The following is a 14,567-nucleotide window of genomic DNA, read 5'->3' on the forward strand; positions in this document are numbered from 1 at the left end:
CCACGTACCCGGCTGTGCCGGCGACGCAACAGGGGGATGAGCATGGGAGTGGGGATCGGCCCGGAGCCGGTGCACGCGGAGATGACGTCGGGCAGCTCGGGCACCATCCGCTCGGTCGGCACCGACACGACCGAGGCGCTGGCCAAGGTGCGGGAGAGCATCGAGCTGATCCGCTATGCCCAGGACCGGCCGTCGTGGGACAGCGACGCGGCGCGACGGTCGTACAACATGCGGGCGTGGGCGACGCGGGCCTCCGCCGAGATCTGCGTCAACCGCCTCAACCGGGTCACGCTGGCCCTCGAGGTCGCCGCCGACGGCTACGACCACATGGTCGGCCAGGCCGACGAGGTCATCCGGTGGTACCGCCGCGAGAAGCCCCAGGCCGTCGACGCGCTCGGGATGTACCTGCTGATGTTCACCGCGGTCAACAACCTGGGCATCGTGCGCGGCTACTACACCGACGACCTCGACACGGCGCGCGACTTCCTCGAGACCGACCCGTTCAGCACCGACGAGAAGGACTGGGCCGAGCTCGGCCTGGTGAAGTCGATGCTGCGCGACCTCGAGCACGGCACCATGCCGGGGCCGATCATCCCCGAGACCTTCGGCACCGGGCAGGACGACCGCGCCTGGACGCCACAGGGCCTGGGACTGACGCCCGACGGCAACCTGATCCAGACCAGCTATGAGGAGGTGACCGACCCCGCGACCGGGGACAAGGCCTACCTCGCCAACCTCTCCATCATCGACCCGGACACCGGTGAGGCGCTCAACACCGTCGAGCTCGGTGGCGGCGACGGACTGCCGCCCAACCACGCGGGCGGCGTGGTCGTGCACGACGGCACGGTGTGGGTCGCCTCGAGCGACTCCGAGAACCCGACGATGGTGCCGTACTCGCTCTCCCAGCTCAGCGGTGCGACACCGACCGACACCGTGCAGCCGAGCGGTCCGCCGATCAGCGTGGGCGCCGGTGCGTCCGCCACCGTCAGCGGCGACACGATGTACGTCGGCAGCTTCGACGAGCACGGTCCCGGGAAGATGTACACCTACACCTGGGACCCCGACACGAAGTCCTGGGGCGACAAGCAGGGACCCGTCGAGATCCCGCCCAAGACCCAGGGCATCGCAGTGCGTGGCAACGAGATCGTCTTCAGCACCTCGTGGGGTCGCGACAACGGCAGCAAGCTGCAGAGCTACAACCTGGCTGACATCACCGGCGGCGGCAGCCTGCCCGACCCGCTGCGGACGGTCGACCTCCCCACCATGTCCGAGGGGCTCGTCATGCTTCCCGGGGGGATCGCCACGACGCACGAGTCGGGCTCGTCGCCCTACGCCACCCCCAACGGCAAGGACCCCGCCGACCTGTGGGCGGGCATGTTCCTGACCCTCACGCCGTACGACGAGCTCGGCCTCTCCGGCCAGGTGGACGTGGTGCCGGCGACGCTGCAGGCCGCGAGCGCATGGTTCGCCGATGCCGAGCGGGGGCTCGACCAGGCGCAGAAGCGGGTGGCGCGGCTCAACCTGCCGCCCGCGAGCCTGGGCACCGCGCCCGGCACGGGTGCGCTGGTCACCGCCGTCGACACGTACGTCGACACGACCGCCACGTGGATCGAGGAGTCGCGCCTCTCCTCCGACACCACGGCGTCGGGGCTGATCGCCGCGGCCAACGACTACGAGGACGCCGACTCGCGCAGCGACGGGCTCTTCGGCTTCCTGCAACGATTCGTGTCGTGATGTCTCGGACCCGCGCCGCCACCCTGCTCGCGCTGCTCGCCCTGTCGAGCGCAGCCTGCGGCACCGACGACGAGCCCGTGGCGTCGACGACCTCCTGGCCGACCACGTCGACCCCCGTCGCGACCGACGGCCTGATCTGGGCGAGCGGCAGCACGGTCCACCTGCCCGACGGGTCGACGATCGACACCGGTCGCCTCGCGGGCGCGTACGTCGTGGCGGGAGCGGGCGTGTGGTTCGCCTCCGCGGAGCCGGACGAGCTCGAGGGCAACGCGCTTCCGGAGCTCCGGGTCGCGACGGCTGACGGGATCGAGGACCTCGGCGCACACCCGGGCATCGGCAGCCTCACCACGTCCGCGGACGGACGGTGGCTGGCCTTCATCGACCGGCTCGAGGACGGCGCCGGCGCGGCCGAGGCGGTCGTGGTCGACCTGACGACGGGCGAGGAGGTCGTCCGCAGCAGCGAGGGACTCCTGCCCAGCGAGACCGAGGGCGCCGACTGGACCGATCTCTACGAGGACGCGCCCGTCAGCATGCTCGGCGTCGTCGACGGCACGGCGTACGTCGCGGGCCTGAGCACCTTGGTCAGTCACGACCTGTCGACCGGCGAGGCGACCTCGGACGACCTCGACTGGGAGGCGATCCGGGCCTCGGAGTGGTGGAGGTCGAGCCACCGCACGGTGCCGCTGTGGAACGCCGACCGGTCGTGGCAGATCCCCGCCCAGCCGTACGGTGCGACACCCCTGCTGGAGTCGGCCGACGGCGAGCGCGTCAACACGACCCTCCCAGACGCGACCGGGCCGCTCGGCCCGCCCGACGTGACCGGCCCGCCGCTGGAGGAGTGGCGGCTCGGTGGCTGGATCGACGGGACGACCGCCCTCGGCCTCACCCCGTCGCGCGACGGTGCGGACGCCGACTGGCTGCACCCGGCGTTGATCACCTGCGTCGTCCCGACCGGTGAGTGCGCCGTGGTCGAGGGGACCGAGGAGGGCGTGAACCTACCGGCCGACCGGCCGTACGGGTTGCCGCGGGAGCGGAGTATCGACCCCGACGCGTAGCTCTCAGCCGTGGCAGCGGCGCTGCGTCAGGCGCGTCGACCGGGACCGACGCGCGGCCCGGGCGGGCGTCCGTGCGCCTTCAGCTCAGCAGTCGCTCGGCCCGCGTCGGACCAGGGTCCCGGCAGGTCGATGACGACCAGCGCGGACGTCGGCATCGGCACGGAGTGACCGGTCAGGCTCTCCACCAGGGCCTCGAGCCCCGGGTTGTGGCCCACGAGGACGACCCTCGCCGCGTGCGCAGGCACCTCGCGAAGGACGCCGAGGAGTGTTGTCGGCGACGCGGCGTACACGCGTACGTCCTCCAGCACCGGCGGAGGTACGTGGAGCTCCGCGCCGGCGAGCCGCCACGTCTCGCGCGTGCGCTCGGCGGACGAGACGATGGCCAGGTCGATGACGCCGAGGTTGTCGGCCAGCCAGCGGCCGGCCTCGGGGACCTGACGCCGTCCGCGTCGCGCCAGTGGGCGCAGGTGGTCGGGCTCTCCGCCCGACCAGTCCGACTTGCCGTGCCGCAGCAGGACCAGGGTTCCCACGTGTGACGCCGACTCAGAAGCCCATGTCGAAGCCGCCGCCGTCGAATCCGCCGTCCCCACCGCCGCCGTCGCCGCCGTCGTCGCCGCCACCGTCGTCGTAGCCACCGCCAGCGTCGCCGAAGCCGCCGAACATCATGCCGCCCATGAACATCCAGGTCATGGGGCCGAAGGCGCCGAAGTAGCCCATCGCGTAGGGCTCGTAGGCGCGGCCGCCCTGCCAGTAGGGGACCCGCTGTGCCCCGACCATCACCTTGCGGATGTCCGGCTCGGCGCCGGCGCGGACGCGCTCGACATCGAGCGCGCAGGCGGGCACGTCGCGCTCGATGCCGTCCGGCGGGACGAAGGGGACGTCGGCCACCGAGGGGCCGTGACGAGGGTCGAAGAAGCACGGCGGCCGCCGGGTCGGCAACGGCTCTCCCGCGACGCGGGCGCGCACGCACGCGATGGCGTACCGGCCGTCCTCGACGATCTCGGTGACGTGCCGGATGTCCTCGGCGTCGTTGATGGAGTCACCGGCCACCTTGGCCGACTCGTACGCATCGAGCGCGCGCTGGTAGTCGGAGCGGGCGCCGGCGTCGAGCTCGTGACCGATCATCTCCAGGTCGAGCTCCTGCAGGTCCTCGCCGAACGCGGTGATGTCCTCGAAGGCGAGCTTCCTCACCGGAGCGAGCTCGTCCTCGCGCCTGGTCAGCTCGCGCTCCTTGTGGCGGCGCGACGCGCCCACCGCGACCGCCCCCAGGATCGCGAGGACCACTACCAGCACGATCAGCTCCATGACGAGAGCCTACGTCCGGTCGCCCCACGACGATTGGTCTCGTGAAGCGCGGGGTTCCCGGGGGCCGACCCCGAGCAGGGTGCGACACCAGAGGTCGGCCAGCGTCGAGGCGTACTGCTCTGTCGTGCGGTCCCGCGAGGTGAAGGCGGCGAACCACTCGGGGCTGTTGGTCGACCAGATGAGGTCGGCGACGTCCTGGTCGGTGAGGTCGTCCCGCACGTCGCCGGTGACGCGGAGGTCGGCCGCGAGGTCGAGCATGTGGGTGGCGCGGCGTTCGGTGATGTGTCGCCACGCCTCGGCGCACTCGGGGTCGGTGAGGCCGGCGTCGCGGAGCGCCAGCAGGAGGGGCGAGATCGTCGGCATCAGCCGCGCGAGGGCGGCGGCGTACGTCTCCAGCTTGCGGCGGGCACCCGTGGCGCGGCGGACGTCCTGGACGTAGTCGCGCTCGGCCGCGGGCAGGGGACGCGACGACGACGCCAGCACCATGTCGACGACCGTGAGGAGGAGTCGGGGCTTGCGTCCGACGGAGGTGTAGACGGTGTCCACCGACACCTCTGCCCGCCGTGCGATCTCGCTGACCGCAGTCGCCGCGTAGCCGACCTCGATGAACAGGTCGCGCGCCGCGACCAGGATCCGCTCGCGCGTCTGCTCGGCCGCGGCGCGCCGGGCCGACGCGTCGTACGTGCGGGTCTTGCGCCGGGTCTCCACGCGGCTTACCGTACTTGGTATTCATCCGAAGTCGATTCGGATCAACTTGGGGAGGCCCCATGGACGGCGAGGCGACAGTGGTGGTGCGGGAGCCGGGCAGCTCCGCGCACGCGACCTGGGCGATGGGGTCGCTCTTCGAGCACCTGCTGGTGTCGGAGGAGTCCGCGGGCCGGCTCGGAGTGGCGGTGGTGACCCAGCCGCCCGGGATCGCGACGCCGCTCCATCGGCACACGCGCGAGGCCGAGGCGTTCTTCCTCCTGGAGGGCGCGATGACCTACCGCGCGGGCGAGGACGACTACGAGCTCGGCCCGGGCTGCTTCATCTACCTCCCGCAGGGACTGCCGCACGCCTTCCGCACCCACGGCCCAGGGCACGTGCGCTACCTGGCGTTGACGGAGCCCGGACACCTGCTCGGCCTGTACGACGAGGTCGGCGTGCCGGCGCCCGCGCATCGGATCCCCGTAGAGGGCGAGGGCCGGCCCATGGCGGAGGAGATCGCGCGGTGGAACGAGGTCGGTCCTCGCTACGGCCTGGAGGTGCTCGGTCCGCCGACCCCTGCGGAGGGAGCACCGGCGTGAGGCTCCACTGATGGTCGTGCGCGGTCGGGTGTGTAGAGCCAGGACTCGCCCCCGTCGCGGGCGAGCGCCCATCCGACGAGGATCACCGCCGCCTGCCTGAGCCCTGCCTCCTCGACCTGGTCGGCGATGTCGGCGAGGGTCCCGCGGAGGACGAGCTCGTCGGGCTGGGACGCGCGGTGGACGACGACCGCGGGGCAGTCGGCGCCGTACTCGTTGCCGAGCTCGGCTGCCAGCTCGCGGGTCTTCGTGATCGCTAGGTGCAGGACGAGGGTCGCGCGGGTCGCGGCGAAGGCGGCCAGCGACTCGGAGGCCGGCATCGCGGTCGAGCGGGCCTGCGTACGGGTGAGCACGACGCTCTGCGCGACGAGAGGCACGGTGAGCTCGCGGCCGACGGCGGCGGCTGCGGCGGCGTACGCCGGGACGCCGGGGCACACCTCCCACGCGACGCCGGCCGCGTCGAGCCGGGCGGTCTGCTCGGCGAGGGCGGAGTAGAGGGACGGGTCGCCGGAGGTGAGGCGTACGACCTCCTGCCCCTCCGCGGCGGCCGACACCATCTCGGCGGTGATCTGGTCGAGGTCGAGGGCTTGCGTGTCGACCTGGCGCGCATCCGCGCAGTGGGCGAGGACCTCGGCGTCGAGGTACGTCCCCGGGTAGAGCACGACGTCGGCCGCCGCGAGGAGCGAGGCGGCGCGCAGGGTGATCAGGTCGGCCGCGCCGGGACCGGCGCCGACGAAGTGGACGGTCATCAGTCCTCCACGAAGCGGGGCGTCCAGACGTGGCCGGCTGCGGTCACGGTGGTCGACGAGGCGCCGACGATGAGCAGGCACTTCATGTCGATCGTGTCGGCCTCGAGCTCGGCGAGGGTGGTCACGGTCAGTGACTCCTCGGCGCGCCCGACGTCGCGGCCGACCACGACGACCGTGTCGGGGCTGCGGTGCTCCAGGAAGAGCTTCTGGAGGTCGGCGACCTGGGTCGTGCGGCTGCCCGAGGCGGGGTTGTAGACCGCGAGCACCAGGTCGGCCTCGGCGATCGCGTGGAGGCGCTTCTCGATCACCGGCCACGGCTTGAGCCGGTCGCTCAGCGACAGGACCGCGAAGTCCGCGCCGATCGGGGCGCCGGCCTTGGCCGCGACGGCCTGGACCGCGCTGACGCCGGGGAGGACCTCGACAGGTACGTCTGGGTAGTCGAGCGCTGCCTCGAACACGGCACTCGCCATCCCGAAGACGCCCGCGTCCCCGCCGGACACGACGGCCACGCGCTCGCCGCTCTGCGCGAGGTCGAGCGCGAGGCGGGCGCGGTCGACCTCCATGGTGTTGCCGGAGGCGTGGCGGGTGAGGCCCTCGCGCTGGGGGACACGGTGGACGTACGGGGCGTAGCCGACGACGTGGTCGACCTCTGCCAGGGCCTCGCGTGCTTCGTCGGTGAGCCAGCGATTGGGGCCGGGGCCGAGGCCGATGACCTTGAGGGGGTGGGGTCTCGATACGCCCGCTCGTCCCTCGCGGGCTACTCGACCACCGAGGGGGGGTGAGTCCTCGCGGGCTACTCGACCGCCGAGGGAGGGTGGGTCCTCGCGGGCTGCTCGACCGGCGACCGGAGGCCTTCTCCCGCCGGGGTCCTCGGCGACGCTGTCGCCGGGGACGACGATCAGCGAGAAGTACGGCACCGTCGCGGGGTCGACGTCGACCACGGGCATCCAGCGCTCGGCGGGCATCGAGGCGCGTTCGACGTACAGCGCGTGCTCCAACCTGCCGGCCTGGCGCAGCGCGTCGACGACGCCGGGGAAGCGACGGCCGAGCTTCATGATGATCGCGCCGTCGGTGTCGGCGAGGCGGCGGGCGAGCTCGGGGACGGGGAGGGTGCCGGGCAGCACGGTGAGCACGTCGGTCTGCCGCACGAGCGGCGAGGCGAGGACGGCGGTGGCGGCGGCGAAGGCAGGTACGCCCGGGACGACCTCGGTCTCGAAGCGCGGGGCGAGCCGGTCGTGGAGGTACATGAACGAGCCGTAGAACAGCGGGTCGCCCTCGGCCAGCACGACGACCGTACGGCCCTGCTCGAGGTGGGCGGCCAGACGTGAGGCGCACTCCTCGTAGAACTCGGCCATCGCGCCGGCGTACCCGCCCGGGTGCGCGGTCGGGCCGGTCGTGACGGGGTAGCGGAGCTCCTCCTCGATCGCCGTGCCCGGGATGAGGTCGGCGGCGATCCGGCGGGCGTTGGACTGCTTGCCGACGCCGGCGTGGAAGGCGATCACGTCGGCGTCGCGGATCAGCCGGGCGGCCTTGAGGGTGACCAGCTCGGGGTCGCCGGGCCCCAGGCCCACCCCGTAGAGCCTGCCGTACAGCCGGCCGGTCACTCCCGCTCCTGGGCCAGCGCGTTGAGGGCGGAGGCGGCCATCGCCGAGCCGCCGCGGCGGCCGCGGACGGTGAGGTAGGGGATGTCGAGGTCCACTTCTTCGAGTGCCTGCTTGGACTCGGCGGCGCCGATGAAGCCGACGGGTACGCCGACGATCGCGGCCGGTCGCGGAGCTCCGTCGAGCAGCATCTCGAGCAGGTGGAACAGCGCAGTGGGAGCGTTGCCGATCGCGACCACCGAGCCCTCGAGGCGGTCGGTGAGCAGCGAGAGCGCGGCGGCCGAGCGGGTGGTGCCCATCAGCATCGCGAGGTCGGGCGTACGCCGGTCGTGCAGCGCGCAGAGCACCTCGTTGTCGCGGGGGAGGCGGGCGCGGGTGACGCCGGACGCGACCATGTGGGCGTCGGTGATGATCGGCGCGCCGCCGTCGAGCGCCTCGCGCGCTGCGCTGACCAGGCGCGGGTGGATGACCAGGTCGTCGGTCAGGTCGGTCTGGCCGGCGCCGTGGACCATGCGTACGGCGACGCGCTCCGCGTCCGCGGGCAGGTGGTCGAAGCGGGCCTCGCGGCGGATCGTCGCGAACGACTCGTCGTAGATCGCGGCCCCGTTGGCGATGTAGTCGTAGCGACGGGTCGGTCGGGCAAGCAGGCTCATCACGGCTCCTCGGGGTTCGCGCCCCTGGGTAGGCAGGTAACGCCGCGCGGGCAGTGTCTGGCTCGCCCCCGATCTGGCTGGGGGACTGACAGTGGCGGAACCGCCCCGGACTCGCACCGGGTTCCTGCGTCGCGTGACGGGGGCAGCCTAGGGCAGGAGGGGCAGATGTGGATGTCCGGATACGGTGCGGTCGCCATGGATCCCGCCGACCGCACCGTCAAGCAGCTGGAGCTCAACCAGCTGCTGCGCAGTGCCGTCCCGCTCATCGCGGCAGGTCTGGGTATCGCAGGCCTGTACGCCTACCTCGCGTCGAGCAGCGGCCTCGCCGCTTTCTGGATCGGGCCACCGCTCGCGCTCGGGGGCAGCGTCCTCGCCGCGATCGGCTATCGCGGGCGGCTGCGCGAGATCCGCAGCCCGGTGCCGTCGACGGGGCGGCACTACCCGTGGCTCTTCCTCGGCTGGGCGTGCGTCGTCGCCGGAGCGCTGATCCCGCCGTACGCGCACGCCTGACGAGCACCATGAAGGCAGTTCGTGCCGTGATGGCGTCGGCTGAGCGTGGACTTGTTCGTCGAGCACGCGAACTGCCTGCATGGTGCACGCTGACCCGGGTCAGCGGGCGATGAGCGACTTCCACGGGGTGACGACCAGGTGCTCCGGGAGAGTGAGTGAAAACTTTCGCTCAAGCACTCCGGCCTCCACCTCGATGTGATTGACGCTGGGGGCGATGTCGCCGTACGCCGGAGGCTCGGACCGTACGAGCGCGCGGGGGTCGGCGTCGTGCGCCTCCGGCGCGACCGGGAGCTCGTCGACGTGCCACGCCGCCTGCTCGTCGCTGCCGCGGACCTGCTGGAAGGCGCGGGCCAGGCCGGTGAGTCGGGCGGCGGCTTCGTGCAGCGGGACGACCGGGCCCCAGCGGGACGACCCGATCCGGAGCTGGACCTCGTCGGCCGAGAGGGCGACGAGGCCGAGGTCGCAGGTCCGCGAGGTGAGGTCGCCCCGGCCGTCGTCGAGGACGAACAGGAAGCGGCCCGGGAGCTTCGCGAGGGACGGGGTCGCGCAGATGCGATCGTCGAGCTCGGCCGTGACCGGGCGGAGGTCGGCGCGGCCGCCGTGCAGCCCGGTCAGTGGCGACACGAGGACGTTGCGGACGAGCTCGTGGTCGGGGTGCGGGATCAGGCCGGTGGCGCGGATCGCTTCGACGACCTCCGGCGGGACGTCACCGTCGACCAGCGGGAGCGCGCGGAGCTGGAGGTTGGCCCGCTTGGTCAGGTGGACCTGCCCGTCGCCGTACGCCTCCGCGACGTCGAGCAGCGCCAGCAGCGTGGTGCGGGTGAGGCGGCCGCCGGGGACGCGGAGGCGTACGAGTGCGCCGTCGTCGGCGGGCCACGGGCGGAAGACGCCGGGGCAGAGGTCGCCTCGGGTCCGCTGGGTCACGGGGGCGATCTTGGCATGGCGTCGTGGTCTCGATACGCCCGGCGAAGAGCAGCTGCCGCTAGGGTCGTGCGCACCACTCCGCGTGGAACCCAGGAACCCGGTGTCAGTCCGGGGCGGTTCCGCCACTGTGAGGGCCTGCGTGCAGGCCCGCAGCCAGATACTGGCCCACGCGGATCCCATCAGAGGGGCGAGAACCCCGAGGAGGATCCGTGCGCATCGCACTGCTGTCCACGTCCGACACCGACCTGCTGAGCGCGGGGGAGTCCGGCGCCGACTACGTGCTCGCCAACCCGGCGCGGCCCGGCCACCAGTCGATGGCCGAGGTGATCGAGGGCTGCGACCTCGTGGTCGGCCGACTGCTCGGCTCACGTGAAGACCTGTGTTCCGGCTTCACGCGCGTCGCGGCGACCGGGAAGCCCGTCGTCGTCCTCGGAGGTGAGCAGTCGCCGAGCGCCGAGCTGATGGAGCTGTCGTCGGTTCCGATGGGGGTCGCTGCCGAGGCGCACCGCTACCTCGCCGAGGGCGGGCCGGCGAACCTCCGGCAGCTGCACGCGTTCCTCTCCGACACGGTGCTGCTGACGGGGGAGGGGTTCGAGCCGCCGCAGGTGCTGCCGCAGTGGGGGTTTGCGGCGCGAGAGGGTCTCGATACGCCCGCTCGTTCCTCGCGGGCTGCTCGACCAGCGATGAGAGTCGGGGTGCTCTACTACCGCGCCCACGAGGCCAGTGGGAACACCGCATTCGCCCACGCCCTCGCGGACGCGATCGACGCGACGGGGCAGGCGGTTGGCGTACCGGTCTTCGCCGGGTCGCTGCGGTCCGCGCCCGACGAGCTGTACGACGCGCTCGGCACGCTCGACGCGCTGGTCGTCACCGTGCTGGCGGCCGGCGGCAGCGTGCCCGCGGGCGCCAGCGCAGGCGGGGACGACGAGTCGTGGGACGTCGCGCGGATGTCCGCGCTCGACATCCCGATCATCCAGGGCCTCTGCCTCACGAGCAGCCGCGCGGAGTGGGAGGCGTCCGACGACGGCGTGAGTCCGATGGACTCCGCGACCCAGATCGCGATCCCGGAGTTCGACGGACGCATCATCACGGCGCCGTTCTCCTTCAAGGAGGTCGACGCCGACGGGTTGCCGCGCTACGTCGCCGACCCCGAGCGGTGCGCGCGCGTGGCGGGCATCGCGGTCAGGCACGCCCGCCTGCGCCGGATCCCCAACGCCGAGAAGCGGCTCGCCCTCGTGCTGTCGGCGTACCCCACCAAGCACGCGCGTATCGGCAACGCCGTCGGGCTCGACACCCCGGTCTCGGCGATCCGGATGCTGCGGAGGCTGCGGGAGGAGGGGTACGACCTGGGCGAGGGGAACGTCGTCACGGACATCCTGGATGGTCTCGAAGGTCTCGATACGTCCTCTCTCGTTCCTCGCTCGGACTACTCGACCACCGAGAGGGAGGCCGAGACCGCAGCCGGCGATGCGCTGATCCACGCCCTCATCGCGGCGGGCGGCCAGGACGAGGAGTGGCTCACGCACGCGCAGCTGACCGACGCGCACGTGAGGATCACGCCGGAGCAGTACGCCGCGTGGACCGCCGACCTGCCCGCGGACCTGCGCGCCGACATGGTCGAGGCGTGGGGCGAGGCGCCCGGCTCGCTCTTCGTCACGGAGTCATCGGATGGGGGCGCCGGCGATCTCGTGCTTGCCACTCTTCCTGCGGGCAACGTGGTGCTGCTCATCCAGCCGCCGCGCGGGTTCGGGGAGAACCCGATCGCGATCTACCACGACCCCGACCTCGCGCCGACCCATCACTACCTCGGTGCCTATCGCTGGCTCGAGCACGGCTTCAAGGCTGACGCCGTCGTGCACCTCGGCAAGCACGGCTCGCTCGAGTGGCTGCCCGGCAAGAACGCCGCCCTCTCGGCCAGCTGCGGCACCGACGCCGCGCTCGGCGACCTCCCGGTGGTCTACCCGTTCCTCGTCAACGACCCCGGCGAGGGCGCGCAGGCCAAGCGCCGCGCCCACGCGACGATCGTCGACCACCTCGTGCCGCCGATGGCGCGCGCCGAGTCCTACGGCGACATCGCCCGGCTCGAGCAGCTCCTCGACGAGCACGCCAACATCGCCGCGATGGACCCGGCCAAGCTGCCGGCGATCCGCGGCGAGATCTGGCAGCTCATGCACGCCGCCGAGATGCACCGCGACCTCGGGCTCGACGAGCAGCCGGACGACGAGGAGTTCGACGACTTCATCATGCACGTCGACGGGTGGCTCTGCGAGATCAAGGACGCGCAGATCCGCGACGGCCTGCACGTGCTCGGCGAGGCGCCGAGCGGCGAGGCGCGGGTCAACCTGGTGCTCGCGATCCTCCGGGCCGCGCAGGTGTTCGGGGGGCAGGCGCAGGCGGTGCCGGGGTTGCGCGCGGCATTGGGACTGGGTCTCGATACGACCCCACGTTCCTCGGGGTCTACTCGACCACCGAGTGGAGAAATCGCTGGTCGAGTAGCCGCGAGGGACGAGCGGCGTATCGAGACCACCGCCGACGTCGATGCGATCGAGGCGATCGCGCGCGACCTCGTCGAGCAGATGGACAAGGCCGACTGGGACCCCGCCCGCGCGGCGGAGCTGCACGACGACCCCGAGGTCCAGCGGGTGCTGGAGTTCGCGGCGACCCAGGTCGTGCCGCGCCTGGCCCGCACCACCGACGAGCTCGACGCGGTCGTCCACGCGCTCGACGGCGGCTTCATCGCGGCCGGGCCGTCGGGCTCGCCGCTGCGCGGGCTGGTCAACGTGCTGCCGACCGGCCGCAACTTCTACACCGTCGACCCGCGCGCGGTGCCGTCCCGCCTCGCGTGGCAGACCGGGCTGGCGATGGCGGAGTCGCTCGTCGCGAAGTACGTCGACGAGACCGGCACCTGGCCCGAGTCGGTCGGCCTCTCGGTCTGGGGCACCAGCGCGATGCGCACGAGCGGCGACGACATCGCCGAGGTGCTCGCGCTGCTCGGCGTACGCCCGGTCTGGGACGAGGCGTCGCGCCGGGTCAACGACCTCCAGGTCATCCCGCTCGACGAGCTCGGCCGCCCGCGCATCGACGTCACCGTGCGGATCTCCGGGTTCTTCCGCGACGCCTTCCCGCACGTGGTGGCGATGCTCGACGACGCCGTACGCCTCGTGGCTGGCCTCGACGAGCCCGACGAGCACAACCACGTACGGGCGCACGCGCGCGCCGACCTGGCCGCGCACGGCGACGAGCGGCGCTCGACCACGCGGATCTTCGGCTCGAAGCCCGGCTCGTACGGCGCCGGCATCCTCCAGGTCGTCGAGTCGGGCAACTGGCGCAGCGACGACGACCTCGCGGAGGTCTACACGGCGTGGGGCGGCTTCGCCTACGGCCGCGACCTCGACGGGGCGCCGGCGGCCGACGACATGCGCACCAACTACCGCCGCATCAAGGTCGCGGCCAAGAACGTCGACACCCGCGAGCACGACATCGCCGACAGCGACGACTACTTCCAGTACCACGGCGGCATGGTCGCCACGGTCCGCGCGCTGACCGGCAGCGACCCCAAGGCGTACGTCGGTGACTCGACCACCCCCGACGCGGTCCGCACGCGGACGCTGCAAGAGGAGACGAACCGCGTCTTCCGCTCGCGCGTGGTCAACCCGCGGTGGATCGCGGCGATGCAGCGCCACGGCTACAAGGGTGCGTTCGAGCTGGCTGCGACCGTCGACTACCTCTTCGGCTTCGACGCGACCGCGGGCGTCGTGCACGACTGGATGTACGAGTCGCTGGCCAAGGAGTACGTCCTCGACGAGACCAACCAGCAGTTCCTGCGGACGTCGAACCCGTGGGCGCTGCGCGGGATCGTCGAGCGGCTGCACGAGGCCGCCGAGCGCGGGCTGTGGGAGGAGCCGGACGCCGAGGTGGTCGCCGCGCTGCAGCAGGTCTACCTCGACGTCGAGGGCGAGCTGGAGGACCGGTGACCCGCGTCCGCGTCGTCGGCATCGGCTGCCACCCCGGCCAGCTGACGCTCGAGGCACGCGAGGCCATCGCGGGCTGCGACTACGTGATCGCTGCCGACAAGGGCTCTTCCGATCAGGGGGACGACCCGCTGCTCGCTCTCCGTCGCGCGATCTGCGCCGACCTCGGCGTCGAGCTGGTCGCCGTCCCGGACCCGCCGCGCGACCGCGACCCGGGCCTCGACGATTCCGGCTACGACGGAGCGGTCCTCGACTGGCACGACGCCCGCGCCGCTGCGTACGGCTCCCTCCTCGACCGGCGGCCGGGGACGGTCGGCTTCCTGGTGTGGGGCGACCCGGCGTTCTACGACTCGACGATCCGGGTGGTGATGCGCCTCGGCGTGCCGTACGACGTCCTGCCGGGCGTCTCCGCGCTCTCGCTCCTCGCGGCCCGGCACCGGGTCGTGCTCCACGAGGTCGGCCGTCCGGTGCTGGTGACGACGGGTCGGCGGCTGGCGGCCGAGGTGGAGGCCGGGCACGACAACCTCGTCGTGATGCTGGACGGGCGGCTGCGAGCGACGTCGCTGGACGGCGACTGGAACATCTGGTGGGGCGCCAACCTCGGCAGCCCGGCCGAGGAGCTGATCGCGGGGCGGCTGCGAGACGTCGAGCCGGAGATCCGGGACGCCCGCGCCCGGGCGAAGGCTGCAGATGGCTGGGTGATGGACACCTACCTCCTGCGCCGCGCGACCGAAAAAACTCAAAGTTGAGGGGAATCGACTCAACTTCTGGCGCGTTGACCC

General features: G+C 72.4%; 13 protein-coding genes and 2 riboswitches. Of the genes, 6 read left to right on the plus strand and 7 right to left on the minus strand.

Translation table 11 applies throughout. From position 1 onward, the window contains the following. The first annotated feature begins 42 nt into the window (after positions 1-42). Complete coding sequence (locus AC57BS_RS09945) at positions 43-1,734, plus strand: hypothetical protein (protein WP_496411286.1); 1,692 nt, start codon at positions 43-45, stop codon at positions 1,732-1,734. After that, positions 1,731-2,789: a hypothetical protein gene (locus AC57BS_RS09950; RefSeq protein ID WP_496411287.1), complete on the plus strand. Its 1,059-nt coding sequence runs from the start codon at positions 1,731-1,733 to the stop codon at positions 2,787-2,789. Before AC57BS_RS09945 ends, AC57BS_RS09950 begins: the two co-directional genes overlap by 4 nt. A 26-nt stretch (positions 2,790-2,815) precedes the next feature. Here AC57BS_RS09950 and AC57BS_RS09955 read toward each other — a convergent pair whose 3' ends face one another. The 3 genes from AC57BS_RS09955 to AC57BS_RS09965 are packed head-to-tail and all read right to left on the minus strand — an operon-like array spanning position 2,816 to position 4,802. Further along, a complete protein-coding gene (locus tag AC57BS_RS09955) occupies positions 2,816-3,319 on the minus strand; it encodes a SixA phosphatase family protein (RefSeq protein ID WP_496411288.1) in 504 nt (167 codons plus the stop codon). Positions 3,320-3,332: 13 nt separating this feature from the next. After that, positions 3,333-4,094: a hypothetical protein gene (locus AC57BS_RS09960; protein WP_496411289.1), complete on the minus strand. Its 762-nt coding sequence runs from the start codon at positions 4,092-4,094 to the stop codon at positions 3,333-3,335. A 9-nt stretch (positions 4,095-4,103) separates the two neighbouring features. Then, on the minus strand, positions 4,104-4,802 hold the full coding sequence (locus tag AC57BS_RS09965) for a TetR/AcrR family transcriptional regulator (RefSeq protein WP_496411290.1): 699 nt from the start codon (positions 4,800-4,802) through the stop codon (positions 4,104-4,106). A 59-nt stretch (positions 4,803-4,861) separates the two neighbouring features. Between AC57BS_RS09965 and AC57BS_RS09970 the strand changes: the two genes are divergently transcribed. Next, entirely contained in the window at positions 4,862-5,380 is a 519-nt protein-coding gene (locus tag AC57BS_RS09970; RefSeq protein WP_496411291.1) for a cupin domain-containing protein, read from the plus strand. Here AC57BS_RS09970 and AC57BS_RS09975 read toward each other — a convergent pair. Genes AC57BS_RS09975 through AC57BS_RS09985 form a run of 3 tightly spaced genes read right to left on the minus strand, consistent with a single transcriptional unit; the run spans position 5,326 to position 8,380 of the window. After that, positions 5,326-6,126, minus strand: coding sequence for a cobalt-precorrin-4/precorrin-4 C(11)-methyltransferase (locus AC57BS_RS09975; RefSeq protein WP_496411292.1), 801 nt, complete (start codon positions 6,124-6,126; stop codon positions 5,326-5,328). The two genes, AC57BS_RS09970 and AC57BS_RS09975, sit on opposite strands and share 55 nt — an antisense overlap. Then, positions 6,126-7,730, minus strand: coding sequence for a precorrin-2 C(20)-methyltransferase (locus AC57BS_RS09980; RefSeq protein WP_496411293.1), 1,605 nt, complete (start codon positions 7,728-7,730; stop codon positions 6,126-6,128). The genes AC57BS_RS09975 and AC57BS_RS09980 overlap by 1 nt, the downstream gene beginning before the upstream one ends. Then, a complete protein-coding gene (locus AC57BS_RS09985) occupies positions 7,727-8,380 on the minus strand; it encodes a precorrin-8X methylmutase (RefSeq protein ID WP_496411294.1) in 654 nt (217 codons plus the stop codon). Before AC57BS_RS09985 ends, AC57BS_RS09980 begins: the two co-directional genes overlap by 4 nt. A 51-nt stretch (positions 8,381-8,431) precedes the next feature. After that, positions 8,432-8,507: riboswitch (cobalamin riboswitch) on the minus strand. Between the two features lie 38 nt (positions 8,508-8,545). Between AC57BS_RS09985 and AC57BS_RS09990 the strand changes: the two genes are divergently transcribed. After that, positions 8,546-8,890: a hypothetical protein gene (locus tag AC57BS_RS09990; protein WP_496411295.1), complete on the plus strand. Its 345-nt coding sequence runs from the start codon at positions 8,546-8,548 to the stop codon at positions 8,888-8,890. Positions 8,891-8,989: 99 nt separating this feature from the next. On the opposite strand, the gene AC57BS_RS09995 is transcribed toward AC57BS_RS09990, so the two are convergent. Further along, the gene (locus AC57BS_RS09995; protein WP_496411296.1) at positions 8,990-9,814 is read right to left on the minus strand and encodes a ferredoxin-like domain-containing protein; all 825 of its coding nucleotides are present in this window, start codon (positions 9,812-9,814) and stop codon (positions 8,990-8,992) included. Positions 9,815-9,858: 44 nt separating this feature from the next. Beyond that, a riboswitch (cobalamin riboswitch) is annotated at positions 9,859-9,997 on the plus strand. A 26-nt stretch (positions 9,998-10,023) separates the two neighbouring features. On the opposite strand from AC57BS_RS09995, the gene cobN reads away from it, so the two are divergent. Continuing rightward, the gene (cobN, locus tag AC57BS_RS10000; protein WP_496411297.1) at positions 10,024-13,788 is read left to right on the plus strand and encodes a cobaltochelatase subunit CobN; all 3,765 of its coding nucleotides are present in this window, start codon (positions 10,024-10,026) and stop codon (positions 13,786-13,788) included. Beyond that, entirely contained in the window at positions 13,785-14,534 is a 750-nt protein-coding gene (gene cobF / locus AC57BS_RS10005; protein WP_496411298.1) for a precorrin-6A synthase (deacetylating), read from the plus strand. The genes cobN and cobF overlap by 4 nt, the downstream gene beginning before the upstream one ends. Positions 14,535-14,567 lie beyond the last annotated feature (33 nt).

This window comes from Nocardioides sp. BGA-UO-ETr-FS32, from assembly GCF_059567905.1.